Origin of the sequence: Ideonella sp., from assembly GCF_041914305.1 — a bacterium.
Lineage (GTDB): Bacteria > Pseudomonadota > Gammaproteobacteria > Burkholderiales > Burkholderiaceae_C > Ideonella.
Genome location: NZ_JAYSDQ010000005.1, coordinates 209,483 through 234,606 on the forward strand (window position 1 = coordinate 209,483; position 25,124 = coordinate 234,606).

Sequence of the window (25,124 nt, forward strand, 5' to 3'; positions counted from 1 at the left end):
TGTCAGGCCGCCTTGTAGGGGTGGCGCAGCAGGATGGTGTGGTCGCGGTCCGGGCCGGTCGACACCATGTCGATCGGCGCACCGATGAACGACTGCACACGCTCCATGTAGCGGCGCGCGTTCAGCGGCAGTTGGTCCCACTGGGTCAGGCCGGCGGTCGAGCCTTCCCAGCCCGGGAAAGTTTCGTAGACCGGCTGGCAGGCGGCGATGTCGTCGGCATCCAGCGGCAGGATGTCGACCGCCTGGCCGCCCAGTGTGTAGCCCACGCAGACCTTGATCTCCTTCAAGCCGTCGAGCACGTCGAGCTTGGTGAAGCACAGGCCCGAGATGCCGTTGATGATGATGGAGCGCTTCAGCGCCGCAGCATCGAGCCAGCCGCAGCGGCGCGGGCGGCCCGTCACCGTGCCGCGCTCCTGGCCGACAGTCGACAGGTGGTGACCGACCGTGCCTGGCACATCCATCGGCAGCTCGGTCGGGAACGGGCCCGAACCGACACGCGTGGTGTACGCCTTGGTGATGCCCAGGATGTAGTGCAGCATGTCCGGCCCGACGCCGGCGCCTGCCGCCGCGTTGCCGGCGACGCAGTTGCTGGAGGTGACGTACGGGTAGGTGCCGTGGTCGATGTCCAGCAGCGTGCCTTGCGCGCCTTCGAACAGCAGGTTGGCGCCCGCGCGGTTGGCGATGTAGATGCGGTAGCCCACGTCGGCCATCATCGGCCGCAGCGCCTCGCCCATCTTCATCGCCTGATCGAAGATGGGCTGGAATTCGAGCGGCGTGCTCTTCAGGTAGCCGCCGAGCGCAAAGTTGTGCAGCTCCAGCAGCTCACGCAGCTTGGCGGCGAAGCGCTCGGGGTGCTTCAGGTCTTGCACCCGCAGCGCGCGGCGCGCCACCTTGTCTTCGTAGGCCGGGCCGATGCCCTTGCCGGTGGTGCCGATCTTGCCGGCGCCGCTGGTCTCGCGCAGCGCCTCGCGCGCCTTGTCGACTTCGACATGGAACGGCAGGATCAGCGGGCACGACTCGCTGAGGTACAGCCGCGAGCGCACGTCCAGGCCGATCTTCTCGAGTCGCTCGATTTCGCCGAGCAGGTGAGACGGATCGACCACCACGCCGTTGCCGATGTAGCAGGCGACGCCGTCGCGCATGATGCCCGAAGGGATCAGCTGCAGCGCCGTCTTGACGCCCTTGATCACCAGCGTGTGGCCGGCGTTGTGGCCGCCCTGGAAGCGGACCACGCCCTGCGCATGGTCGGTCAACCAGTCAACAACCTTGCCCTTGCCCTCGTCGCCCCACTGGGTGCCGACGACGACGACGTTGTGGCCGCGCGCGACGGCCGAGGGAGTGCTCTGTTGCATCGATGTCATCAAGTCAAAGGATTCGGAAGTGGGCCGCGTGCCCGCTGGTCACAGCGCGCGCACAACCCATTGGCCGTCGACCGCAGCCAACTCGCGGTCGCAATCAAATTCCTGGGTCTCATGCTCGTGGCCCGGCAAGATGCAGACCACCGTCTCGCCCTGGGCGCGCAGTTGGCGCACCGCGGCTCGCAGGCCGGCGTCTTCGCCCCAGGGCGCTCGCACGGCAGCCCGCGGCGGCGCGATCGGCGTCACCGCGGTCAGGCCCTTCAGGTCCAGGCTGCAGCCCACGGCGGGGCGGTTGCGGCCAAACACGGCACCGACTTCGTCGTAGCGGCCGCCCCGCACCAACGCGTTGGTCGAGCCCGCGCCATAGACGGCGAAGCGCACGCCGCTGTAGTAGGCGTAGCCGCTCATGTCGGACAAATCGAAGCCGATGCGCACCTCGGGGTTGGACTGGCGCAGGTGACGCGCCAGCCAGGCCAGGTCGTCCAGCGCCGCGGCGATCGGCGCGCGGGCCGGCAGGCGGTGGCGCGCCTGATCGAGCACCTCGTCGCCGCCGTAAAGCTCGAGCAGCGTGGCCAGCCCGGCCCGCGTTTCCGCCGGGCATTGGCGAGCCAGTGCGTTCACGGTGCTGCCGTCTTTCGCGGTCAGTGCGGCCACCAGTTCGGTCAGCGCCGCGGCGTCCAACGGCACGCCAGCCAGCACCGAGCGCACCACGCGGGCGTCGCCCAGGTCGATCGTCAGCTCGCGTGCGCCGATGGCGGCCAAGCCGTCCAGCGCCAGCTCTTGCACTTCGAGGTCGGCCTCGAGGCCAGCATGGCCGAAGATTTCGGCGCCGAACTGCAGCGGCTCGCGCGTCATGTGCAAGCCCGAGGGCTTGGTGTGCAGCACCGGGCCGCAGTAGCACAGGCGCGTCACGCCTTCGCGGTTCAGCAGGTGGGCGTCGACACGGGCGACCTGCGGCGTGGTGTCGGCGCGCAGACCGAGCGTGCGGCCGGAGAGCTGGTCGACCAGCTTGAAGGTCTTCAGGTCCAGTTCGCGGCCGGTACCGGACAGCAGCGAGTCCAGGTATTCCAGCAGCGGCGGCATCACCAGCTCAAAGCCGTAGCCGCGGGCGCGGTCCAGCCATTGGCGCCGCAGTTCCTCGATGCGCCTGGCCTCTGCGGGCAGGACGTCAGCAATGTGCTCTGGCAGCAGCCAAGCAGAGGACATGAAAAAGCACCGGGGTTAAAACCGGCATTGTACAGGTGGGGTATCGCCAGGCAGAGGCCTGGCGCGTCGCCTTCAGTTGCCCAAAAGCAGCAATACCGCCAGCCCGATCAGCATGCTGGTCAGGCCGATGAAACGGATCTGCCCGTCGCTGAGCTGCGTGGCGCGCAGAAAGATCTCGCGCCAGCGCCCAGGGCTGAAAAAGGGCAGCAGGCCCTCGAACACCAGCATCAGCGCCAGCGCCGGCAGCAGCAGGTCACCCATGATGGCGGCCCCCTTCGAAGCGGATTGCGCCTTGGCTCACTTCTTGGCGGCCGGGGCGCCGCCGCCACCGCTGCCACGCATTGCCTTGAAGAAGTCCGACGAGGGGTCGACGACCATCACGTCGCTCTTGTTGCGAAAACTCTGCTTGTAGGCCTCGAGGCTGCGGTAGAACTGGGCGAACTGCGGGTCGCGGCCAAAGGCGCTGGCGTAGATGGCCGAGGCTTTGGCATCGCCTTCGCCCTTGATCTTCTGGGCGTCGCGGTAGGCCTCGGCGATGATCACTTCACGCTGGCGATCGGCATCGGCGCGAATGCGTTCACCTTCGGCCTGGCCTTTGGAACGCAACTCGTTGGCCACCTGCTGACGCTCGGACTGCATGCGACGGTAGACCGACTCGGTGATGCTGGCCACGAAGTCGACGCGCTTGATCCGCACGTCGATGATCTCGACCCCGAACGACTTGGCCGGCTCAGCCAGGCGCGCTTTCACGTCGATCATGATCTTGTCACGCTCGGTGGCGAGCACTTCGCCGACGGTGCGCTTGGTCACCACTTCGTTGAATGCCGCCTGCACCACCGGGCTCAGCCGGTTCTCGAGGTTGCGCAGGTCGACGCCGTTGTTGCGGATGAACTGGCGCGAGTCGGCGATGCGCCACTTGACCAGCCAGTCGATGGCCAGCGTCTTCTTCTCGGCGGTGAAGATCGACTTGGTTTCGGGGCTGTCCAGCGTCTGGATGCGGCGATCGAGAAAGACGACGTTCTGCAGCGGCGGCGGCAGCTTGACCTTCAGGCCAGGCTCGGTGACCACGTCCTTGATCTCGCCCAGGGCGTAGACGACGGCGATCTGGCGCTGGTCGACGATGAACAGCGTCGAGGCGGCCAGCACGAGCAGCACCAGCACGCTGCCGACGATGACGGCGAATCGGTTCATGAGGTTTCCAAATGGTTTCGGCGCAAGTGGGGCGTCAGCGGCAATCAGCGGCTGTCGCGGTCACGGCTGCGGATGTCGCGCGTGCGGTCGGCGTTCGCGTCGATCGCGGGCGCCGGTGTCGGGGTGGACACAGCCGCCGGCGCGGTGGCGCCGGCCTGCTGCAGCAGCTTGTCCAGCGGCAGGTACAGCAGGTTCGAGCCACTGCGGCTGTCCACCATCACCTTGCTGACGTTGCTGTAGACCTCGCGCATCGTGTCGATGTACAGGCGGTCACGCGTCACAGCCGGCGCCTTCTGGTACTCGGCGAAGACCGAGTTGAAGCGTTCGGCATCCCCCTCGGCGGTCGCGATGATGCGCGAACGATAGCCATCGGCCTCGGCACGCAGGCGCGACGCGGTACCCTGGGCCTTCGGAATCACATCACTGGCGTAGGCCTGGCCTTCGTTCTTGAAACGGTCGCGGTCGGCCCCCGCCTTCACGGCGTCGTCGAACGAGGACTGCACCTGCTCCGGCACCGCCACGTTCTGCAGGTTCACATTCTTGATCGTGACGCCTGCGTTGAGCCGGTCCAGCTGCTGCTGAATCGACGCTGCGAGCTTGGCGGCGATCGCATCGCGCTGTTCGTACAGCACCGAATCGACCTTGCTGCTGCCGACGATCTCGCGCACCGCCGATTCGCTGGCCTGCACGACCGCCTGGTCGGTGTCGCGGTTCTCGAACAGGAAGGCGCGCGCGTCCTTCAACACGTACTGCACGATGAAGCGGATGTCGACGATGTTCTCGTCCTGCGTCAGCATCGACGAATCGCGCAGGCCGGTGGCCTGGCCAATCGTGTTGCGACCGACCTCGACCGAGCGCAGTTGCGTGACCGGCACCGTCTCATGGGCCTGGAACGGGTAAGGCAGGCGGTACTGCATGCCCGCGGCCACCGTGCTGGTGTACTTGCCGAAGGTGGTGACAACCGCCTGGTTGCCTTCCTGGACGATGAACAGGCCGCTGCCGGCCCAGATCAGCACCACCAGACCGACGACCAGGCCCAGGCCGATGCTGGCGCTCTTCATGTCCGGCTGAAAACCCGGATCCTCCGGGCCGCTGCTGCGCGGGCCGCCGCCCTTGCCGCCGAACAGGCCCGACAGCTTGCGGTTGAAATCGCGCCACAGCTCGTCCAGGTCGGGCGGGCCATCGTTGCGGCCGTTGTTCATCACGAGGTCGCGCGCCGCACGTGCCAGCGCGCCAAGGCGGGCGCCGAAGCCGGGTGCGTCAGGGTGGAGGGTTCGCATGCTCATGCCATGGGGCCCGGTATGTAAGGGGGAAATGTCGAAATCAGTGGCGCGGCGGCGGCGGCGCGACACTGCCATCAGGCAAGGTGAAGGCGTCAGGCTCGGAACTCAAGGCCGCCGGCGCCGCATGTGCCGCAATCAGCTCGCGCAGCGTGCCCAGGCCCTCGCCGGTCAGCGCGCTGACGAACACGCGCTGGACACGCACGTTCGGTGCGACCTCGAGCTCGTCGTGCGCCACGCGCGGCCGCAGGGCCGGCTCGATCCGGTCGATCTTGTTGAACACCAGGATCTGCGGGACACCCTGGGCGCCGATTTCTTCCAGCACCCGCTCGACCTCGGCCTGCTGCTCCTGCAGCACCGGGCTGCTGGCGTCGATGACATGCAGCAGCAGGTCCGCATCGGCGGCCTCTTGCAAGGTGGCCTGGAAAGCCTCGACCAGCTTGTGCGGCAGGTCGCGGATGAAGCCCACGGTGTCCGACAGCGAAACCGAGCGCCCTGCTTCACCGAGGTAAAGCGATCGGGTCGTGGTGTCCAGCGTCGCGAACAACTGGTCGGCCGCATAGGCGCGGGCCTTGACCATTGAATTGAACAAGGTCGACTTGCCGGCGTTGGTGTAGCCCACCAGCGAAACCTTGTAGGTGCCGCTGCGCTCGCGAGCGCGCCGCTGGGTGCCACGCTGGCGCTTGACCTTTTCCAGCCGTTCTTTGACCGACTTGATGCGGTCGCCGATCATCCGGCGGTCCAGCTCGATCTGCGCCTCACCCGGGCCGCCGCGGTGACCGACACCGCCGCGCTGCCGCTCCAGGTGGCTCCAGCGCCGAACGAGCCGGGTCGACAGGTACTGCAGCCGGGCCAGCTCTACCTGCAGCTTGCCTTCGTGGCTTTTCGCGCGGGCCGCGAAGATCTCGAGGATCAGCGCAGTGCGGTCGGCCACCGGCACGCCGAGGTGGCGCTCCAGGTTGCGTTGCTGGGCGGGTGACAAGGCCTGGTCGAAGATCACGCCATGGGCCCCGTGGGCCTGCACCATCAGCTTGATCTCGTCGGCCTTGCCCGAGCCGACGAACAGCGCCGGATCCGGCGCCTTGCGTTTGGCAATGACGCGCGCAACCGGTTCGTCACCGGCCGATTCGGCCAGCAACGCCAGTTCGTCGAGGGTCGGGTCGAATGAAGAGCCCGGCCCCAGGTCCACGCCGACAAGAACTGCCCGCGCCGCTTCGTTGTCGGAGCGCGCGGGCGGGTAAGCGTCGGAGCTCAAGGTCGGTGGGGAAGCCAAGTCGCCTGCTGCAGCGACAGCGTGCGCGCGGCGGCGCTCAGGCGGTGTCGCCAGCGTCGGCGGCGTGGAAGTTGACCGCACGGCCCGGCACGACGGTGGAGATCGCGTGCTTGTAGACCATCTGCGTCACGGTGTTGCGCAACAGCACAACATACTGGTCGAAAGATTCGATATGGCCCTGAAGTTTGATGCCGTTGACCAGGTAAATCGAAACCGGAACGTGCTCCTTGCGCAGCAGGTTCAGGAAGGGGTCTTGTAGGAGTTGCCCTTTGTTGCTCACGATATGCTCCGTGTTGGAAGAAGTGTTGGAGTTGTCACGTTAACACAGCGGGCCGGAAATCCGGCCCCTTTGGTGCGTTCGGCACCGTCGCCTAAGGTGATTGAGCCGGCCGCAGCGGCCCACCTTGAGTTCGGGCCCGCTATTCTCAGTGCTCTCCCTCGGCAAAAGGGTTCCGAGAGAGTTTCATTTCGATGCGCATCGGCGTGCCCACGAGCTTGAAATGCTCGCGGAATCGCCCTTCGAGATAGCGCTTATACGAATCGGTCACGTGCTCCAGCGAATTGCCATGGATCACGATGATCGGCGGGTTCATCCCGCCTTGGTGCGCATAACGCAGCTTGGGCCGGAAAGCCCCGGCCCGCTTGGGCGCCTGGTGCTCCACCGCTTCGTGCAGCAAACGCGTCAGCACCGGCGTCGGCATCTTCTTGGTGGCCGACGCGTGGGCATCGGCAATCGCCTTCCACAGCGGACCCAGGCCCTGCCGCTTCAACGCCGAAATGTGCAGCAGCGGTGCAAACTTCAGGAACGCCAGGCGCTGCTCGATCGAGCGCTCGAGCATCTGGCGTTGGTAGTTGTCAATCGCGTCCCACTTGTTGATGGCGATCACCACGGCGCGACCCGAATCGAGGATGTAGCCGGCGATGTGCGCATCCTGGTCGCTCACTCCCTGCGTGGCGTCGACCATCAGCACCACCACGTTGGCATCGGCGATCGCCTGCAGCGTCTTGACGACCGAGAACTTCTCGATCGCTTCGAAGACCTTGCCTTTGCGGCGCAAGCCGGCGGTGTCGATCAGCTCGAAGCGTTTGCCGTCGCGCTCGAACGGCACATGGATCGCGTCGCGCGTGGTGCCGGGCATGTCGAAGGCGATCAGGCGCTCTTCACCCAGCCAGGTGTTGATGAGCGTCGACTTGCCCACGTTCGGCCGGCCCGCCACGGCCAGGCGGATGGGCCCGTTCTCGTCGGCTTCAGCGGCTTCTTCGTCTTCTTCAGGGAAGTCGATCAATGCCGCTTCGAGCAGGCTGCGAATACCCTGCCCGTGCGCCGCCGACACCGGGTGCGGCTCGCCCATGCCGAGCTCGTGAAACTCGGCCAGCAGCGGCGATTCGGACATGCCCTCGGCCTTGTTGACCGCCAGCAGCACCCGCTTGTTGGCTTGGCGCAGGTAGCGGGCGATGTCCTGGTCTTGCCCGGACAGGCCGGTGCGCACGTCGACGACGAAGATCACGACATCCGCCTCGGCCACCGCCTGGCGCGTCTGGCGCGCCATTTCCTTGACGATGCCGGTCGTGCTGTCGGGCTCGAAGCCGCCGGTGTCGACGACGATGAATTCGCGGCTGCCCAGGCGGCCGTCGCCGTAGTGGCGATCGCGCGTCAGGCCGGCGAAGTCGGCCACGATCGCGTCGCGGCTCTTCGTCATCCGGTTGAAGAGGGTCGATTTGCCGACGTTGGGACGCCCCACCAGGGCGATAACGGGTTTCAAGGCGGGGCCTTCAGCTCAAGAGGAAAACTATTCCGGTCGGAATGCGAACACCCCGCCGGCACGGGTGACGATCAGCAGGTTGTTGTCGGACAGCACCGGCGGTGCGGCCACGCGCGAGCCGTCGGTCGGCAGGCGCAGCAACGGCTTGCCCGCGTCTTGCGACAGGAAGTGCACCTGGCCTTCGAAGTCGCCGAAGACCACGGTCGTGCCCATCGCCACCGGCGCGCTGACGGCGCGGTTCAGCAGCATCTCGCTGGTCCAGGCCAGCTCGCCGCTGGCGCGCTTGCGGGCGGTGATGCGGTCGCTGCCGTCGGCCATGAACACGTACTCGTCGTTGCCACCCACGGCCTCGACACCACCGCCGTTCTGCGCCCACTTCAGCGTGCCGCGCTCGGCGTCGATGCAGCCCACGGCGTTCTGGAACGAGCGCATGCAAAAGACGCTGCCGGTGCGCGACGGCGGGCCGACCAGATCGGCCAGGCGCTCGACCTCGTTGGTGCCGCGCGGCGTGGTCAACGCGGTGTCCCAGCGCACGGTGCCCTTGAGCGGATCCAGCCCCAGCAGGCGGGCGCCCTGCCCGACCAGCAAGGTGTCTTTGTAGGCAGCCAGCACACCGGCTTGCGACAGCGTCAACGCGTCGCCCGGGCGCTTGAGCGTCCACAGGCGGCGGCCGTCGATCGCGTCGAACGCATGCACGATGCGATCGACGCCGACGATGAAGACACGTTCGCCGGCGACCAGCGGCGCGGTCACGACCGGCGACTCGAGCTTCTTGCGCCAGGTGACGGCACCACCGTCCATCACGACCAGTTCGTTGCTGCGCGTGACCACAGCGGCGTAGCGGCCGTCGCTGCCAACACCGGCAGACAAGCGCCCGCCCGCGTCACCCCGCCACAGTTCGCGGCCGGTGGCAGCCTCGAGCGCCACCACGGTACCGTCGTCCGCGGCCACGTGGAAGCGGCCTGCGCGCACCGCCACGGACAGCGGGAAGGTCACCCCATTCAACCGCGTGTTCCAGACCTGGCGACCGGCGATCTGCGATTCGAGTGACTCGAGCTTGGCAGGCTTCGGCTTGTCGGCAGCGCAGCCGGCCAGCACGGCCAAGGCCACCAGGCCGGCAGCGGCAAGACGGCCAGGCATGCGGCCCGCCATCACTTGGCCACCCCGCTGGCCGCGGCCGCCGGCTCGGGCGCTGCACCCAGGCTGGCCAGCTTCGACTCGACGATGCGGCGGTAGTCCAGCTGGTCGCTCATCGCCTTGTAGGAGGCCAGGTAGGCCTTGACGGCGTCGTCCTTCTTGCCCGAGGCCAGCAAGATGTCGCCGCGACGGTCATCGGCCAGGGCCGCGAATTCGGGCGACTTGATGGCATCGACCTGCTTCAGCGCGTCGTCGTAGGCCTTCTTGTCCAGCAACAGGGCCGACAGGCGCAGGTGCGCCAGCGCCTTGTACTCGTCATCGGTGGCCTGCTCCGCAACCCAGGTCAGGCTGGCCTGGGCCGCCTCGTCCTTGCCCTTGTCGGCCTGCAGCTTGGCGGCCTGCAAGCCGGCCTGCTGTGCGTAGGCGGTGCGGGCATAACGCTCCTTCAGGTCGGAAAACACCCGCCCTGCCTGGTCGGCGTCGCCGGCCTGGACCGCCTTGTCGAATTCCTCGTACATCACGGCGGCCTTGGTGCCCTGGTCGCGCTGCCAATAGTTCCAGCCATTGAAGGCGGCGAAACCGCCCAGCACCAGCGTCAGGCCCCAGGTGATCAGGTTGCCGTATTGCTTCCAGAACGCCTTCAGCTCGTCGAGCTGTTCCTGTTCTTGCAGATCGAGATTGCTTGCCATGAACTGATCAAACCAATGGGCCCGCTCGGTACGAGCGGGCCGTGAGTGCGAGAAGCCCACTGCCGTGGGCGAAAGCCGGGATTATGCGTCCCGCGAAGGGGCCAGCAGCGTGCCGGCCCAGGTGGCCGCCGCATCGAGGCGCTGCTCGACCTGCGCAATGCCCGCGTCGCGCAGCGCCTTCACGCTGACCGTGCCGCGCGCCAGCTCGTCGCCGCCGAAGACCAATGCAAAGCGGGCACCGCTGGCGTCGGCCTTCTTGAACTGCGCCTTCATGCTGCCGCCGCCGGCATGCATCTGCACGGCCACGCCTTCGGCACGCAGCGCTTCGATCGTCACCATCGCCGCAGGCAAGGCACTGGGGTCCAGCACGACCGCGTAGGCGTCTGCGGCGCCGTCGGGCACCGGCAACTGCAGCTCCTGGATCAGCAGCAGCAGCCGTTCGATGCCCAGGCCGAACCCGACCGCCGGCGCGCTCTTGCCGCCCAGTTGCTCGATCAGCCCGTCGTAGCGGCCGCCACCGCAAACGGTGCCCTGCGAGCCGAGGTGGTCGGTGACCCACTCGAACACGGTCAGGTTGTAGTAGTCCATGCCGCGCACGAGGCGCGTGTTGACGCGGTACTCGAGCCCGGCCGCATCGAGGATCGCCCGCACCGCGTTGAAGTGCGCGAGTGTCTGCTCGCCGAGAAAATCCATCAGCTTCGGCGCAGCTTCGACCAGCGCCTGCATCGCCGGGTTCTTGGTGTCCAGGATGCGGAGCGGGTTGGTGTGCAGGCGGCGCTTGGCGTCTTCGTCCAGCAGCTCGACGTGGGCCTCGAAGTGCGCGATCAACGCCGCGCGGTGCGCCGCGCGCTCGGCCGGCTGGCCCAGGCTGTTCAGCTCCAGCCGCACATGCTGGCCTTCGACCAGGCCGAGCTCCTTCCACAGCCGGCGCACCAGCAGGATCAATTCGGCGTCGACGTCCGGCCCGGCGAAGCCCAGTGCCTCCACGTCGAGCTGGTGAAACTGGCGGTAGCGGCCCTTCTGCGGCCGCTCGTGGCGGAACATCGCCCCCATCGTCCACAGCCGCAGCGGGCCGTTGTAGAGCGCGTTGTGCTCGACCATCGCCCGCACGATGCCGGCAGTGGCCTCGGGGCGCAGCGTCAGCTGGTCACCGTTCATCGAATCGGTGAACGAGTACATCTCCTTCTCGACGATGTCGGTCACCTCGCCCAGCCCGCGCACGAACAGCGCGGTGGGTTCGACGATCGGCGTCAGGATGTACTGGTAGCCATAGCGGGCAAGCACCGAGCGAACGGTGGACTCGAACCAGTGCCACAGCGCCGAGTCGGGCAGTTTGTCCTTGCGCGGGACGCCGCCCGGCAGGATGTCGTTCATGCCTTTGACGGCTTTGAGAGTTTCGGCCATGAGAGCTCGCAAGAGAGGTGTCGATGCCCTCACAGGGGCACCGACGACAGACAGCAGACGCAGGGTGCGCGCAGCGCCCCCACCAAACGGACCGGGGTGGCGGGCCGCGTCAATGCGCGGCGGTCACCGTGCCGTAGCGGCGCTCGATGTATTGCTCGACGATGGTCTGGAACTCGCGCGCGATGCCCTCGCCGCGCAGCGTCATCGCCTTCTCGCCGTCGATGAACACCGGCGCCGCCGGGGCCTCGCCGGTGCCCGGCAGGCTGATGCCGATGTTGGCGTGCTTGCTTTCGCCCGGGCCGTTGACGATGCAGCCCATCACGGCAACCTTCATTTCCTCGACGCCGGGGTAGCGGGCACGCCAGACGGGCATCTGCGCCCGCAGGAAATCGTCGATCTGCTTGGCCAGCTCCTGGAAGGTGGTGCTGGTCGTGCGGCCACAACCGGGGCAGGCGGTGACGCTGGGGTTGAAGCTGCGCAGGCCCAGCGCCTGCAGGATCTCGAGCGCGACCACCACCTCTTGGGTGCGGGCCTCGCCGGGTTGCGGCGTGAGTGAAACGCGGATCGTGTCGCCGATGCCTTGCTGCAGCAGCACCGACAGCGCGACAGCCGACGCCACCGTGCCCTTGGTGCCCATGCCGGCTTCGGTCAGGCCCAGGTGCAGTGGGTAGTCGCAGCGCTGGCCAAGGGCCTGATAGACCGAGACCAGGTCCTGCACACCGCTGACCTTGCAGCTGATGATGATCTGGTTCGGATCGAGCCCCACGTCGCGCGCGGCCTGGGCCGATTGCAGCGCCGATTGCACCAGCGCCTGGTACATCACCTGCTTCGCGTCCCAGGGCTCGGCGCGGCCGTGGTTCTCGTCCATCAGCGAGGCCAGCAGCTCCTGGTCGAGCGAGCCCCAGTTGACGCCGATGCGCACTGCCTTGTCATACCTGCAGGCGGCCTCGACCATCTGCGCGAACTGTTTGTCGCGCTTGTCGCCCTTGCCCACGTTGCCGGGGTTGATGCGGTACTTCGACAGTGCCTCGGCGCAGGCCGGGTGCTCGGTCAGCAACCGATGGCCGTTGTAGTGGAAGTCGCCGATCAGCGGCACATCGATGCCCATGCGGTCGAGCTGGTCGCGGATGTGTGGCACCGCCGCCGCCGCCTCGGGCGTGTTGACGGTGATGCGCACCATCTCGGAGCCGGCGATCGCCAGCTCCTTGACCTGGATCGCCGTGCCGATCACGTCGACCGTGTCGGTGTTGGTCATCGACTGCACGCGCACCGGCGCGTCGCCGCCGACGGTGACGACCCGGCTGCCCCAGGTCACGCGGGCCTGGCGGCTGCGCCGCGCCGCGGGGGCCGCCGGCACGATCGGTTGTTCGTCGTCCAGGGCTTGGGAGGGATCCAGCTGTGCAGTCATTCGCCCACTCGTCATTTCAATTCCAGCCGCGCCACGTTGTCGCGGGTTTGCGGGGCCAGATCCACCGGGCGGCCCCGGAAGCTCACGTCGGTGCCCGACACGTTGCCGATCTTGACACGCAGCGGCAAGACCCCATCGAAGCCCACGGCTTCGCCGGCGGCCAGCGTGCGCGCCAGCAGCACCTGCGAGCGGCCGTCGACCACCTCGATCCACGACGGTTTGTTGGCGCGCAACTGCAGCAGCGTGCCACCCGGCACGGCCGCCGCCACCGCAGGCGCGGCGGGCACCGTCAAGGCGCCGGCGGCGGGTGCCGACGCGACGGCGCGGGCACCGGGCACCGATGCCGGCTGCGGGGCCGAAGGCTGCGCCGCGCTCGGCACGGGCGCGCGGGGCGGCAGCTGAGTGGTTGGCAACTGAGTGGTCGGCAATCCGGCCGTGGGCAACGCCGGCGCCGGGAAGGCCGGCTCGCTGGTGGCGACCGCACTGGCCGGCACGCCTGGCACGCTGAGCGGCGCGCTGGCCTCGACCGGGGTGTCCGTGCTGCTCGACACCGGCAACGACGACGTGAGCGCGGTCAGGTTCGGCAGGTGCCAGTTCGCAGGCCAGAACAGGAAGGCCAAGGTGCCCAGCACCAGCACCACCACCACCAGCAGCGCGGCGCGGCTGGCGATTGGCATCTCGGCGGATTCGCGGCGCGCGCCCCGCTCGCGGAACGGCGCATTCAAGCCCCGCTCCAGCTGGCTGAGGGCGCCGCTGTCGAGCTCGGGCAGGCGCTCGAGCACCGGCGCCGGGTCGATCTTCAGGGCCCGGCAGGCAGCCTGCGCCAGCGCGCGCACGAAGGTCGCGCCCTGGAACTCTTCGTAGCGGTCGTTCTCGAGCGCCTCGAGCTTGCGCGGCGGCACCTTCAGCGCGGTGGCCAGGGCCGCCACATGCAGGCCCTGCGCCTGGCGCGCGGCGCGCAGCAGCGCCCCGGCGGTATCGGCGCTCCCCGCAGGCGGCGTCGTATCGCCAGACTCACTCATCGAACCGACCCTTTTCGTACAGCAGGGCTTCGGGGGATTGGGGGAACCGGTTGCTCAGCTGGGTGCCCAGGATCTGCACCTGCGACTGCTGGCCGAGCTTTTTCTCGATGCGCGCGGCCAACCACAGCGTCTGCGCGTTCACCAGTTCGTCGACGGCGTTGACGCGGCGCACGTAGAAACGCGCGCGCTCGAACTCGCCGCGCCGGTACAGCACCTCGGACAGGTTCAGCGCGGTGGTGGGGTTGGCAGGGTCCAGCTCGTAGGCCCGTTGCAGCGAGCGCTCGGCCTCGGCCAGCTGGTTGTTGCGCGCGTGGCACACGCCCTGCGCCAGGTTCGTGCGAATCAGGTCACGGTAGCCCGGCACCGCCAGCGCGGCGTTGAACTGGGCCTCGGCGTCGGCATAGCGGCGCTGCTGGCACAGGAACCAGCCGAAGTTGTGCATCGTGTCCGCATCGCGCGGGTTGATCTGCAGCGCGTGGCGGAAGCTGTCTTCGGCCAGCGCGAACTCGCCCATGTTGGCGTAGATCAGGCCGCGCAGGTTGTAGGCGTCGGCCATGTCGGGCTTGGACTGCAGCGCGAGCTTGACCTCGTCGAGCGCGGTATTCGATTGGCCGCGGCTGAAGTAGGCCGCCGCCAGCTCCATGCGCACGCGTGCGCGCCGGTCCGCCTCGGGCGTGTCCGATTCGGTTTGCACGTCGGCGGTGGGCGTGCTGCTCCGGCCGCCTCCGGCGGGTGCCGCACAACCCTGCAGCAAGCCCACCGTGGCCCACAGGCCGAGGCTCGCCACCAGCCACCATGCGCGGGCGGGCCCGCAATGCTTGGACGTCAATGCAGTGTCTCCTTCGGCGGCGAGGGCCTTGTGGTCAATGGGTCTTGGGGGTGCCGTCCGGGCGGGCGGCCACCACCTGGATCGGCAGGCGCTTCATGCGCTGCGCGGCACGGGTACGGTCTTGTACCTCACCGGCGAGCTGACCACAGGCGGCGTCGATGTCGTCGCCGCGGGTCTTGCGGATCGTCGTCACCACGCCGCCGTCCTGCAGCACCTTGCCGAAGGCCATCACGCGCTCGCGCGGCGAGCGCAACAGCCCGGATTCGGGGAACGGGTTGAACGGGATCAGGTTGAACTTGCAGGGCACGCGCTCGGTGCCGCCGGCGCCGCGGCCGTTGACCAGGGCCAGCAGTTGGCGCGCCTGGTCGTCGCTGTCGTTGACGCCGTCGAGCATACAGTACTCGAAGGTGATGAAGTCACGCGGCGCGGCTTCGAGGTAGCGACGGCAGGCCGCCATCAACTCGGCCAGCGGGTATTTCTTGTTCAGCGGCACGAGGTCGTCGCGCAGTGCGTCGGTTGGCGCGTGCAGCGACACGGCCAGCGCCACCGGGCAGTCTTCGCGCAGCCGGTCCATCATCGGCACGACGCCCGAGGTCGAGACGGTGACACGCCGGCGCGACAGGCCGTAGCCGTGGTCGTCCAGCATCGCCTTCAGCGCCGGCACCAGCGCGCTGTAGTTCTGCAGCGGCTCACCCATGCCCATCATCACCACGTTGGTGATCGCCCGTTCACCGGGCGCGAGCTTCAGGCGCTGGCGCAGGTGGTGCTCGGCATACCAGAGCTGGGCCAGGATCTCGCCCGTTGTCAGGTTGCGCGAAAAGCCCTGGTGGCCCGTGGAGCAGAAGCGGCAGCCGACCGCACAGCCTGCCTGCGACGAGATGCACAAGGTGCCACGATCGTCTTCGGGGATGAAGACCGATTCGACCGCGTTGCCGCCGCCAACGTCGAACAGCCACTTGATCGTGCCGTCTGCCGAGGCCTGCTCGGTGGCCACCGGCAGCGGCCTGACCTCGGCCACGCCGGCGAGCTTGTCGCGCAGCGATTTGGCCAGGTCGGTCATGGCGCCGAAATCGGCGGCGCCTTTTTGGTGAATCCAGCGAAAGAGCTGGGTGGCGCGAAAGCGCTTCTCGCCCAGCCCCTCGCAATAAGCGGCCAGCCCGTCGAGATCGAAGTCCAGCAGATTGACTGGAGCCCCTCGGCCGGCGGGTACGCCCGCCGATCCCCCGAGGGGATTCGGACCGGCTTGGGAGCGGCCCTGCGCTCGGTCCGACTGACTCATCGCTCGACGACCACTGGTGCGCCTATCAGCGCGAGTGGATGTTCATGCTCGGGAAGAAGAACGCGATCTCGACCGCGGCGGTCTCGGCAGCGTCAGAGCCGTGCACGGCGTTGGCGTCGATCGAGTCGGCGAAGTCGGCGCGGATGGTGCCCTTCTCGGCCTTCTTCGGGTCGGTGGCGCCCATCAGGTCGCGGTTCTTCAGGATCGCGCCTTCGCCTTCCAGCGCCTGCACCATCACGGGGCCGGAGATCATGAAGTTGACCAGGTCGTTGAAGAACGGGCGGGCCTTGTGCACGGCGTAGAAGGCTTCGGCTTCGGCACGCGACAGGTGCATCATGCGGGCGGCGATGATCTTCAGGCCGGCGCCTTCGAAGCGGGCGTAGATCTGGCCGATCACGTTCTTCGCGACGGCGTCGGGCTTGATGATCGAGAGGGTGCGTTCGATGGCCATGAGAGCTTCCTTGAGTTGAATCTTTGACCGGCCTTTTTGGCTATTTCGGGCCGGTGGTTGCGTGAGCAAAGCCTTGAATTCTAGCCTTGCCGGTTATCAGAGCCTGCGGGGCAAACAGGCTGTTGCGCCTCAGCGCCGGCCGCCGCCGCCGCGGCGCCCACCCTTGCCATGGGCCTTGCGGGTGAACGCGTCGGCGCCGATGTAGCCCACCGAGGTCTGCATTGGATCGGGTTCGCGCTGGGCCCCGCCGCCACCGCCCTTGTGGCCACCCTTGCCGCCGCCGCCCTTGCCACCACCGGTGCCAAAGCCACGCTGCGGTTGCACGAAGCGCTTGTCGTAGGTTTGTTGCAGCGGGTTCGGGATCGGGCCGTTCTCGAAATCGTCCTCGCGGCGGGTCGAGCGCTCACGCTGGATGGCACGCTTGTCGAAGGTCTGCTGCAGCGGGTTCGGGATCCGTGTCGGATCGCCCGGCTCGCGCAATTCGCCGGGCAGGCGGTCGGAATCGACACGCTCCATCCGCTCGCGGCGCGGCTGGTTCTGAGGCTGGTTGTGCGGCTTCTTCTTGCTGCTGCGATCGGCCTGGCGCGACTCATGGCCACCGCCATCGGGCCCGCGCTTGCCGGGGCCCCGGTCACCACGATCACCACCTCGGTCGCCGCCACGATCGTTGCGGTCATTGCGGTTGTCGCGCCGGTCGTTGCGGTGGTCCGGGCGCTGTTCGGGCCGGCCACCATCGGTCATCTGGCGCAGTGCGCGCAGGTCGCCCTCGCCCAGGTCGACCCAGACGCCACGCTTGAGACCACGCGGCAGCACCACGCAGCCGTAGCGGATGCGGATCAGCCTGCTGACCGTCAGGCCGACCGCGTCGAACAGCTTACGCACTTCGCGGTTGCGGCCTTCGGTGATGACGACGCGGTACCAGTGGTTCACGCCCTCGCCGCCGCCGTCCTCGATCGACTTGAAGGCCGCACTCTGGCCCTCGATCTCGACACCGGCGAGCAGGCGCTCCTTGGCCTCTTTCTCGAGCGTGCCGAGCACGCGCACCGCGTACTCGCGCTCGACGCCGAAGCGCGGGTGCATCAGCTTGTTGGCCAGGTCACCCGAGTTGGTGAACAGCAGCAGGCCTTCGGTGTTGATGTCCAGCCGGCCCACCGACTGCCACTTGCCTTGCGGCAAGCGCGGCAACTTGCGGAAGACGGTCGGGCGCTGCTGCGGGTCGTCGTGCGACACCACCTCACCAACCGGCTTGTGGTAGGCGATCACGCGCGCCGGCGGCGGCGCGATGCGCACGCGCACCGGCTTGCCGTCCAGCGTCACACGGTCGCCGAAAGAGATGCGCATGCCGGTATGGGCCGTTTCGCCGTTGACGGCCACACGGCCGTCGATGATGGCCTGTTCCATGTCGCGGCGCGAGCCGATGCCGGACTGGGCCAGCACCTTGTGCAGCTTGGGCGCATCGGGGTCGGGCAGCAGCACCCGCTTGTCGGCCCCCTCTTCTTGAGCTTCTTCGGCCCCGGCCGCTTCGGGCGCCTCGCCGGCTCCGGCGGCGGAGCCCGATTCGTCTTCTGCGGGGGCGGGCGTGGCCTCGGGCGCGGCGGCAGCCTCTGCCTCGACCGGCTCGGCGTCGCCGCCATCGAACTCGCCCGCGATCACCGCGGCAAACAAGTCGCCGGTGTCGGGCGCCGGCACGGCGGCGGCCGGCTGCGGGCGGGGTGCACCACCGCCCTGCTCGTCGCGCTCACCCCGGTCGCCACCACGGCGGCGACGGCGGTTGCGGCCACGGCGCGATTCGCCGCCCGGGCCACCCTCACCAGCGTCACCCGATTCGCCCGCCTCGGCGGCCGGCGCTGCGGCGTCGAAGCCGCCTTCTGCCGCACCACCTGCATCACCCGCACCACGCACATCAGCGCGATCGGCCATCGGCGCAGCCGGCGCCTGGGCGGCGTGCGACGGGGCGTCAGCCGCCACTGCCACAGCGGCCGGCGCATCGGCCGAACCGCCACCGGATTCTTCGATGTCTTTCTTCGCGGCACGGGTGCGCGGCTTGCGTGCCGGCTTCTGCGCAGCGGCTTCGCCCTCAACCACCGGAGCAGCGCCGGCTTCGGCCTGGCCAGCTTCCGCTGCCTCTGCGGTATCCGCCTTGCGCGTGCGCGTGCGGCGCTTGGGCGCAGCGGGCGCAGCGGGCGCCCCGTCGACGGCAGCATCGGGTGCCGGCGCCGTCTCGGCGGGCAACGACGGGTCGGACTTGGATTCGGTGTTCATGCTTGGGGCGCGTTGGTGGAGGTGGCAAGAGGGTCGGCCGAGTCATCGGCCGGTGCTTGTTCTGGGTCGGCCGGCGAAGCTGGCTCGACGGACAAGGGGATTTCGGTGGCCGCGATGTCCGCGTCGCCGGCCTCGGCGCTGTCGACAGCGTCATCTTCAGTGGCGGGGGGCTCGTCGGCGAGCAGCGGTTCGACCACCGGCTCGGCGGCGGCAGCGGCCGGCTCGGTGGCCTCGACGGGCTCGGCTTCGGCTTCGGCTTCGGCTTCGGCTTCGGCTTCGGCTTCGGCTTCGGCTTCGGCGGCAGGCTCGTCGCCCGAGTCGATCGCATCGACCGGATCGGTCGGCGCCGCCTCGGCATCTGTGTCGGTCGGCAGGTCGCCGGCAGCGATGTCGCTGGGGGAGGTCGCGCCGGCATCGACCGACCCCGCCTCGATCGCCACCGGGTCTGCAGCGGGGGCACCCGTCGCATCAGCACCCTGCTCCGCCGGCACAAGCTCGCCCTCGACCAGCGCCTCATCGAGGGGCAACTCGCCTTGGTCGTTCAACAGCCCGGCCTGCTCGGCGCTGAGCGCCTTCAGCGCCTCGGCGCCGGGCGGGCCGTCCAGCAACGGCAAACGGTCCAGGCTTTCGAGGCCGAGGTCGTCGAGGAATTGGCGCGTGGTGGCATACAGCGCCGGTCGGCCCGGGGCGTCGCGGTGGCCGATGGCTTCGATCCAGTTGCGGTCTTCCAGCTGCTTGATGATCTGGCTGGAGACGACGACACCGCGGATGTCTTCGATGTCGCCGCGCGTCACCGGCTGGCGGTAGGCGATGATGGCCAGCGTTTCGAGCACCGCACGCGAATAGCGCGGCGGCTTTTCGGGGTTCAGCCGGTCGAGAAACTCGCGCATCTCGGGCCGGCTCTGGAAGCGCCAGCCGGTGGCCAACGCCACCAGTTCGACGCCGCGGCCGGCCCAGTCACGCCCGAGCTCGTCGAGCAGCGAGCGCAGCGTGTCGGAGCCCAGTTGGTCTGCAAACAGCGCACGCATGTCGCGCAGCGGCATCGGCTGGCTGGCGCAGATGAGCGCGGTTTCGAGCACGCGCTTGGCGTCCTGGGTATTCATCGATCAGGTATCGACACGGGTCACAAGCTGCGGTCAGGCAGCGGTTGTCTTCAACAAGCCCTTCGACGGGGGCAATTGCCGGGCGCGGGCTGGGCCTGCGCGGGCGATCGCACGGACGGCGTCGACGGTGCGGTTCGTTGGCGATGGTCGGCGGCGCGGCTGCGGCTTGTCTGATGGGCCCTCTGAGGGCTTCGGGCAGACGGCGGCGGCAACGGCCCGACACCAGTGGCTCGACTTGCGCCCCGCACAGTGGCTCGCGCCTGATGCGGTGGGATTACTCGGCGGATCCCGCTGGATCTGTCGGCCTGGAACCGCATTGTAAACCCGCGCCACCGCCCCCGCATAAGGGCCGCCCCTTGGCTGTCAAGCCGGCACCACAGCGGCCCAGGCCGCCGCGAAATCTTCGGGCGGCGGCGCCTCGAACCGCAGCGGCTCGCGGGTGATCGGGTGCGCCAGTTCGAGCTCGGCCGCATGCAGGGCCTGCCGCTGCATGCCCAGCGCCGGCTTGCCGCCGTACACCGTGTCGGCCACCAGCACATGGCCGCGCGAGGCCAGGTGCACGCGGATCTGGTGGGTGCGCCCGGTGTGCAGCTCGCAGCGCACCGCGCTGATGCCGCCCTGGTAGGCGACCGGGTACACGTCGGTACGCGCCGGCTTGCCGCCCGGCACCACCGCCATGCGCACGCGCGCCACCGGGTCGCGCCCGATCGGCGCATCGATCGTGAATGGCACCCGGCCGACGTCGCCATGCGCCAGCGCGAGGTAGCGGCGGCGGATGTCGCGTGCCGCCATGTCGCGGATCAGCGCGGTCACCGCCTCCAGGCTGCGGCCGACCACCATCAGGCCCGAGGTGTCCTTGTCCAGCCGGTGCACGATGCCGGCGCGCGGCAATCGAGCGGCGTTCGCATCGCGGGCCAGCAACCCGTTGAGCAAGGTGCCCGACCAGTTGCCCGCCGCCGGATGCACCACCAGGCCGGCCGGTTTGTGCAGCACCAGCAAGTGGGCGTCCTCGTACAGCACGTCCAGCGCCATCGCCTGCGGCGTGAAGGCGCGCGCCTCGGCCGGCAGCACCAGGGTGATCGTCAACTGCTGGCCGACCTTGACCTTGCGCGAGGCCACCGTCGCCGGCGCCCCGTCGAGCGTCACCTCGCCTGCCGCAAGCAGCGTCTGCAGGTGGCTGCGCGAGAACTCGAGCACCAGGCCGGCGAGCACCTTGTCCAGCCGCTGGCCATGGGCTTCGGCGTCGAGGCGCCAACTGCGCGTTTCGGGGCCGCTGTCGACCTCGTTGTCGTCGGGCAAGCCTTCGGACGACCCGCTCGGCGGTGGCGTCCGAGGCTGTGGAAGGCCCCCCATATAATCCTTCGCGTTTGCTTGGCAAGACCACTTTCGCGGCGCGTTCGTTCGCTGCGTGACCCCACCGATGATCCAAGACTTGTTCCGCCGGCCGCTGGCGCGCGCCGCGATGTTGTCCCTGGCTGTGCTGCTGGCCGGCTGCAGTTCGTTCTTCAACAAGGACGACGGCGACATCCAGGGTTCTGCAGAGAAATTGTATGCAGACGCCAAAGAGGACATGGCGGCGGGCGGCTGGCTCAACGCGATCAAGCTGCTCGAGCGGGTCGAAGGCCGCGCCGGCGGCACGCTGCTGGCCCAGCAGGCCCAGCTCGACCTGGCCTACGCGAACTGGAAGGCCGGCGAAAAGGCTGCCGCCCTGTCCACACTCGACCGCTTCATCAAGCTGAACCCGTCCAGCCCCGGGCTGGACTACGCGCTGTACCTGCGCGGCCTGGTGAACTTCAACGACAACATCGGCTTCCTCGCCGCGCTGTCGCAGCAGAAGCTGTCCGAGCGCGACCAGCAGGCCGCCCGCGACGCCTACCAGTCGTTCAAGCAACTGGTCGAGCAGTTCCCCGATTCCAAGTACACGCCTGACGCCAAGCTGCGCATGGACTTCACGGTCAATGCCCTGGCCGACTACGAAGTGCACGTGGCGCGCTACTACCTGCGCCGCGGCGCCTACATCGCCGCGGCCAACCGCGCGCAGCAGGCGATCACCACCTACCCGCAGACCCCGGCGATCGAAGAAGCGCTCTACATCATGAGCCGCTCGTACGACAAGCTGGGCCTGGTCGAGCTGCGCGACGACGCAGACCGCGTGCTGAAGGGCAACTTCCCGAAGAGCCGCTTCCTGGCCGACGGCAAGGCGCGCGAAGACAAGGCTTGGTGGCAGCTTTGGTAAGCCGCCCCTCACGGCACTGAACAAAATCGCAGGCGGCCCTCGGGCCGCCTTCTTTTTTGGGCGCTACCGCAGCGACCGCAACCAGGCCAGCGCCTGCTCGCCGGTCTCCAGCGGTTGCATCGGTGGCAACGCCTTGAGCAGCCGAGCCCCATAGCGCGCCTGGCGCAGCCGGGTGTCGCAGATCACCAGCAGGCCCTGGTCGGTCTCGGTGCGAATCAGGCGCCCGGCGCCTTGCTTGAGCGAGATCGCCGCTTCGGCGACGAAGTAGTCGTTGAACGCATCGCGGCCCTGCTCTTTCAGCTGCCGCACACGCGCCTCGACCAGCGGGTCGTTCGGCGGCGGGAACGGCAGCTTGTCGATCAGCACGCACTGCAGCGCGTCGCCGGGCACGTCGATGCCCTCCCAGAAGCTTTGCGAGCCGACCAGCACGCTGCCGCCTTGCTGAAAACGCGAGAGCAGCGCGCGCTTGGCCGCAGTGCCCTGCACCAGCACCTCCAGCGGCTGGCCCAGATCGGCCAGTTCGTTGGTCAGCGCTTCAGCCACCACCTTCATCGCGCGCAGCGTGGTGGTCAGCACAAAGGTGCGCCCACCCAAGGCCGCGGCGCAGTGGGCGGCCGCGCGACCGACCATCGTGTTGTGTGGCGCCTCGTTGGGCGCGGGAAACCGCGGCGGCACATAGACGCGCGCATGCGCCGCGTAGTCGAACGGGCTGCCCACCCGCAGGTGGCGAGCGTCCTCCAGGCCGGCAGCCTCGCTGAACCAGCTCAAGGCATCGTCGTCGCCCAGCGTCGCCGAGGTGAAGACCCAGGCCCGGCTGGCCGCCGCGCGCTGCTGGGTCATCATCGCGCGGATGTCCAGCGGCGACTCGATCAGCCGCGCCTGGTGAGGCGTCAGGTCGACCCAGCGCACCTGGTCGGCCGGGCTGGGTTTTTGAAAGCGTGCCGCCTGCGCCGCCAGCTCTTTGGCGCGCCCATGCAGCCGGGTGAAATCGGGCGCCGACTCGACCACGCCTTGCGCCGCTTCGGCGGCCGCCATCAACGCGCCCACCAGCGTGTCCAGCGCCATGGTCAGGCCATCGCCGCGCGCGGCTTCGTCCCAGCGCCGTTTGACGATGCTGCGCACGTCGTGCAGTTCGCCAGCCGCCGCCAAACGCAGATCGCGCGCCGCCTTTTCGCACGCGCCTGTCAATTCGGCCCAGGGCAGCAGCCCCCGGGCATGCTGCAGGCCGGCGGCGAGCAGGTCACGCGAGAAATCGATCACCTGCCCCGTGCCCAGCGTCTGACCGAGGAACTGGATGCCGGCCTCGACCATCTGGTGCGCTTCGTCGAACACCGCCACGTCGACGGTCGGCAACAGCTCGGCCACGCCGCTGTCGCGCAGCGCCAGGTCGGCAAAGAACAAGTGGTGGTTGACGACCACGATGTCGGCAGCCATCGCATCGCGCCGTGCCTTCATCACGTGGCAGGCGTGGTACTCGGGGCATTCGCTGCCCAGGCAGTTCTCGCGCGTCGAGGTGACGATCGGGATCACCTCGGAGCGCTCGTCGAGCCCTTCGAGCTCGCCGATATCGCCGGTGGTGGTCGCCTGGGCCCAAGTCTCGATGCGTGCCAGTGCCCGCACGGCCATGCGATCGGGCAGCACGGCGCCTTCGCGAGCCTGCGCCAGCCGATGCCGACAGAGATAGCTACCACGCCCTTTCAGCAGCGCCACCGTCGCCGGCAGGCCCAGCGCATCGCGCAGGCGCGGCAGGTCGCGGAAGAACAGCTGGTCCTGCAGGTTCTTGGTCGCCGTGCTCACCAACGTGCGTTTGCCCGACACCAACACCGGCACAAGGTAAGCAAAGGTTTTGCCCACCCCAGTGCCCGCTTCGACAACCAGCGCCTCATTGGCATCGATCGCCCCCGCCACCGCCTCGGCCATCTGCAGCTGCGCGTCACGCACCGAATAGGCACTGTCCACGCGCCCCAATGGCCCGTCGGAAGCAAAGCTTTGCGCCACCGCGAGTCGCAACTCGCCGGTCACTTCGGCATGTTCGGTCATAGCACCGGCGCTGCCGCATTGGCGGCGCGCCGCAGGCGCCGCCGCCCTTCAAGTGGCGTGCGCGGATCCGGCTTAGCCGGTCCGCTGCGCGAGCCCCCCTGGGGGGCAGCCCCCGGAAGGGGGCGTGGGGGCGTCATCATGCGGGTTCAGGGGGTTCAAGCTGCGCTTCGAGCTGCGCAATCTGGTCGCGCAACAGCAAACGCCGCTTCTTCAGCCGCCGCAGCGTCAGCTCGTCGCCGGTGCCCTGCAGGTCGACCTGGTCGATCAGGCTGTCCAGATCGGCATGTTCCATCCGCAATTCGATCAGGCGGCGCTGCGGAGAATGCAGGTTATCGGGGGGTTCTACGGCGTCGGTCACAGCGGCGGCAGTTTATATTGCCGGTCATGATCACCGCCCCCCAAGGTTTCCGCCTCTCCGCCGCCACCGGCCTTCACAAAGGCGACCGCGCCTACCAACAAGACCAGGTCGAAGTACTGCCGCATGGCCGCGTGCCCGGTTGCGCGTTGGCGCTGGTGGCCGACGGCATGGGCGGCAAGAGCGGCGGCCGCACCGCCGCCGACCAGGTGGTGATGATTGCGCGCCAGGTCTTCGAGCGCTTCGCCCCCAACGCAGACGACCCCGCCACGATGCTGCGCCAGCTGGTCGTCGAGGCGCACCTGATGATCAAGCTGACCGCGATCACCGCCGACGAAGAACCGCACAGCACCCTGGCCGCCTTCCTGGTGCTGCCCGACCTGACCGGCTGGACGGTGCATGCCGGCGACTCGCGCGTCTACCACTTCCGCGGCTCCGAACTGGTCCGCCGAACGATCGACCATTCGTACGTCCAGCGCCTGATCGACGAAGGCAAGATCAGCGAGGCCCAGGCCAACACCCACCCGCAGTCCAACCTGCTGACGGGCTGCCTGGGCACGCAGCAAGACCCGCCGGTCGAGGTGACCCAGATCGAACGGCTGGAAGTCGGCGACACGCTGCTCGCCTGCTCGGACGGCCTGTGGCACTACCTGAGCCAGAAGGAGCTCGGCGCCATCGTCAATGCGCTGAGCCCCCGGGAAGCCAGCGAGATGCTGATCAGCAAGGCGCGCCAGCGTGCGCGAGGCACCGGCGACAACCTGTCGCTGGCGATGATTCGCGTCGAAGCATTGAAATAGGCCCCCACGGACCCTTCCGGGCCCTGCCCCCCGAGGGGGCT

General features: G+C 68.5%; 23 protein-coding genes. 2 read left to right on the plus strand and 21 right to left on the minus strand.

The window, feature by feature from the left end:
- Nucleotides 1-2: 2 nt before the first annotated feature.
- From ACE3SG_RS08890 to ACE3SG_RS08980, 19 genes are all read right to left on the minus strand, one after another.
- A complete protein-coding gene (locus ACE3SG_RS08890) occupies nucleotides 3-1,352 on the minus strand; it encodes an adenylosuccinate synthase (protein ID WP_374564240.1) in 1,350 nt (449 codons plus the stop codon).
- Nucleotides 1,353-1,400: 48 nt separating this feature from the next.
- Nucleotides 1,401-2,564: an ATP phosphoribosyltransferase regulatory subunit gene (locus tag ACE3SG_RS08895; RefSeq protein WP_374564242.1), complete on the minus strand. Its 1,164-nt coding sequence runs from the start codon at nucleotides 2,562-2,564 to the stop codon at nucleotides 1,401-1,403.
- Between the two features lie 72 nt (nucleotides 2,565-2,636).
- Nucleotides 2,637-2,825, minus strand: coding sequence for a DUF2065 domain-containing protein (locus tag ACE3SG_RS08900; protein ID WP_374564244.1), 189 nt, complete (start codon nucleotides 2,823-2,825; stop codon nucleotides 2,637-2,639).
- Between the two features lie 36 nt (nucleotides 2,826-2,861).
- Nucleotides 2,862-3,755, minus strand: coding sequence for a protease modulator HflC (hflC, locus tag ACE3SG_RS08905; RefSeq protein ID WP_374564246.1), 894 nt, complete (start codon nucleotides 3,753-3,755; stop codon nucleotides 2,862-2,864).
- Nucleotides 3,756-3,799: 44 nt separating this feature from the next.
- Nucleotides 3,800-4,957 carry an FtsH protease activity modulator HflK gene (gene hflK, locus ACE3SG_RS08910; RefSeq protein ID WP_374564478.1) on the minus strand — a complete coding sequence of 386 codons (1,158 nt, stop codon included), beginning with the start codon at nucleotides 4,955-4,957 and terminating at the stop codon, nucleotides 3,800-3,802.
- A 121-nt stretch (nucleotides 4,958-5,078) separates the two neighbouring features.
- Nucleotides 5,079-6,290 carry a GTPase HflX gene (hflX, locus tag ACE3SG_RS08915; RefSeq protein ID WP_374564248.1) on the minus strand — a complete coding sequence of 404 codons (1,212 nt, stop codon included), beginning with the start codon at nucleotides 6,288-6,290 and terminating at the stop codon, nucleotides 5,079-5,081.
- Between the two features lie 55 nt (nucleotides 6,291-6,345).
- Nucleotides 6,346-6,588: an RNA chaperone Hfq gene (gene hfq, locus ACE3SG_RS08920; protein ID WP_374564250.1), complete on the minus strand. Its 243-nt coding sequence runs from the start codon at nucleotides 6,586-6,588 to the stop codon at nucleotides 6,346-6,348.
- Between the two features lie 145 nt (nucleotides 6,589-6,733).
- Complete coding sequence (der, locus tag ACE3SG_RS08925) at nucleotides 6,734-8,071, minus strand: ribosome biogenesis GTPase Der (protein ID WP_374564251.1); 1,338 nt, start codon at nucleotides 8,069-8,071, stop codon at nucleotides 6,734-6,736.
- A 27-nt stretch (nucleotides 8,072-8,098) separates the two neighbouring features.
- Nucleotides 8,099-9,211 carry an outer membrane protein assembly factor BamB gene (bamB, locus tag ACE3SG_RS08930; protein WP_374564253.1) on the minus strand — a complete coding sequence of 371 codons (1,113 nt, stop codon included), beginning with the start codon at nucleotides 9,209-9,211 and terminating at the stop codon, nucleotides 8,099-8,101.
- A gap of 11 nt (nucleotides 9,212-9,222) precedes the next feature.
- Nucleotides 9,223-9,897: a YfgM family protein gene (locus ACE3SG_RS08935; protein WP_374564255.1), complete on the minus strand. Its 675-nt coding sequence runs from the start codon at nucleotides 9,895-9,897 to the stop codon at nucleotides 9,223-9,225.
- Nucleotides 9,898-9,978: 81 nt separating this feature from the next.
- The gene (gene hisS / locus ACE3SG_RS08940) at nucleotides 9,979-11,301 is read right to left on the minus strand and encodes a histidine--tRNA ligase (RefSeq protein WP_374564257.1); all 1,323 of its coding nucleotides are present in this window, start codon (nucleotides 11,299-11,301) and stop codon (nucleotides 9,979-9,981) included.
- A gap of 109 nt (nucleotides 11,302-11,410) precedes the next feature.
- Nucleotides 11,411-12,709 carry a flavodoxin-dependent (E)-4-hydroxy-3-methylbut-2-enyl-diphosphate synthase gene (gene ispG, locus ACE3SG_RS08945; RefSeq protein WP_374564259.1) on the minus strand — a complete coding sequence of 433 codons (1,299 nt, stop codon included), beginning with the start codon at nucleotides 12,707-12,709 and terminating at the stop codon, nucleotides 11,411-11,413.
- A gap of 11 nt (nucleotides 12,710-12,720) precedes the next feature.
- Complete coding sequence (locus ACE3SG_RS08950; RefSeq protein ID WP_374564260.1) at nucleotides 12,721-13,731, minus strand: RodZ domain-containing protein; 1,011 nt, start codon at nucleotides 13,729-13,731, stop codon at nucleotides 12,721-12,723.
- A complete protein-coding gene (gene pilW / locus ACE3SG_RS08955) occupies nucleotides 13,724-14,560 on the minus strand; it encodes a type IV pilus biogenesis/stability protein PilW (protein ID WP_374564262.1) in 837 nt (278 codons plus the stop codon). The genes ACE3SG_RS08950 and pilW overlap by 8 nt, the downstream gene beginning before the upstream one ends.
- A 34-nt stretch (nucleotides 14,561-14,594) precedes the next feature.
- Nucleotides 14,595-15,740 (minus strand): 23S rRNA (adenine(2503)-C(2))-methyltransferase RlmN, encoded by a 1,146-nt coding sequence (rlmN, locus tag ACE3SG_RS08960; protein ID WP_374564480.1) that lies wholly within the window; start codon nucleotides 15,738-15,740, stop codon nucleotides 14,595-14,597.
- 124 nt (nucleotides 15,741-15,864) lie between these two features.
- Nucleotides 15,865-16,290 carry a nucleoside-diphosphate kinase gene (ndk, locus tag ACE3SG_RS08965; RefSeq protein ID WP_374564264.1) on the minus strand — a complete coding sequence of 142 codons (426 nt, stop codon included), beginning with the start codon at nucleotides 16,288-16,290 and terminating at the stop codon, nucleotides 15,865-15,867.
- A 129-nt stretch (nucleotides 16,291-16,419) separates the two neighbouring features.
- On the minus strand, nucleotides 16,420-18,552 hold the full coding sequence (locus tag ACE3SG_RS08970; RefSeq protein WP_374564266.1) for a pseudouridine synthase: 2,133 nt from the start codon (nucleotides 18,550-18,552) through the stop codon (nucleotides 16,420-16,422).
- Nucleotides 18,549-19,655: an SMC-Scp complex subunit ScpB gene (gene scpB / locus ACE3SG_RS08975; protein WP_374564268.1), complete on the minus strand. Its 1,107-nt coding sequence runs from the start codon at nucleotides 19,653-19,655 to the stop codon at nucleotides 18,549-18,551. The genes ACE3SG_RS08970 and scpB overlap by 4 nt, the downstream gene beginning before the upstream one ends.
- Before the next feature lie 363 nt (nucleotides 19,656-20,018).
- On the minus strand, nucleotides 20,019-21,008 hold the full coding sequence (locus ACE3SG_RS08980) for an RluA family pseudouridine synthase (protein WP_374564270.1): 990 nt from the start codon (nucleotides 21,006-21,008) through the stop codon (nucleotides 20,019-20,021).
- A 67-nt stretch (nucleotides 21,009-21,075) separates the two neighbouring features.
- Between ACE3SG_RS08980 and ACE3SG_RS08985 the strand changes: the two genes are divergently transcribed.
- Entirely contained in the window at nucleotides 21,076-21,891 is an 816-nt protein-coding gene (locus ACE3SG_RS08985) for an outer membrane protein assembly factor BamD (protein ID WP_374564272.1), read from the plus strand.
- Nucleotides 21,892-21,954: 63 nt separating this feature from the next.
- On the opposite strand, the gene ACE3SG_RS08990 is transcribed toward ACE3SG_RS08985, so the two are convergent.
- Together ACE3SG_RS08990 and ACE3SG_RS08995 are read right to left on the minus strand one after the other, a co-directional pair.
- A complete protein-coding gene (locus tag ACE3SG_RS08990) occupies nucleotides 21,955-23,931 on the minus strand; it encodes an ATP-dependent DNA helicase (protein ID WP_374564273.1) in 1,977 nt (658 codons plus the stop codon).
- A gap of 136 nt (nucleotides 23,932-24,067) precedes the next feature.
- The gene (locus ACE3SG_RS08995) at nucleotides 24,068-24,223 is read right to left on the minus strand and encodes a DUF465 domain-containing protein (RefSeq protein WP_374564482.1); all 156 of its coding nucleotides are present in this window, start codon (nucleotides 24,221-24,223) and stop codon (nucleotides 24,068-24,070) included.
- A gap of 92 nt (nucleotides 24,224-24,315) precedes the next feature.
- On the opposite strand from ACE3SG_RS08995, the gene ACE3SG_RS09000 reads away from it, so the two are divergent.
- Complete coding sequence (locus ACE3SG_RS09000) at nucleotides 24,316-25,083, plus strand: PP2C family serine/threonine-protein phosphatase (RefSeq protein WP_374564275.1); 768 nt, start codon at nucleotides 24,316-24,318, stop codon at nucleotides 25,081-25,083.
- The last annotated feature ends 41 nt before the right edge of the window (nucleotides 25,084-25,124 follow it).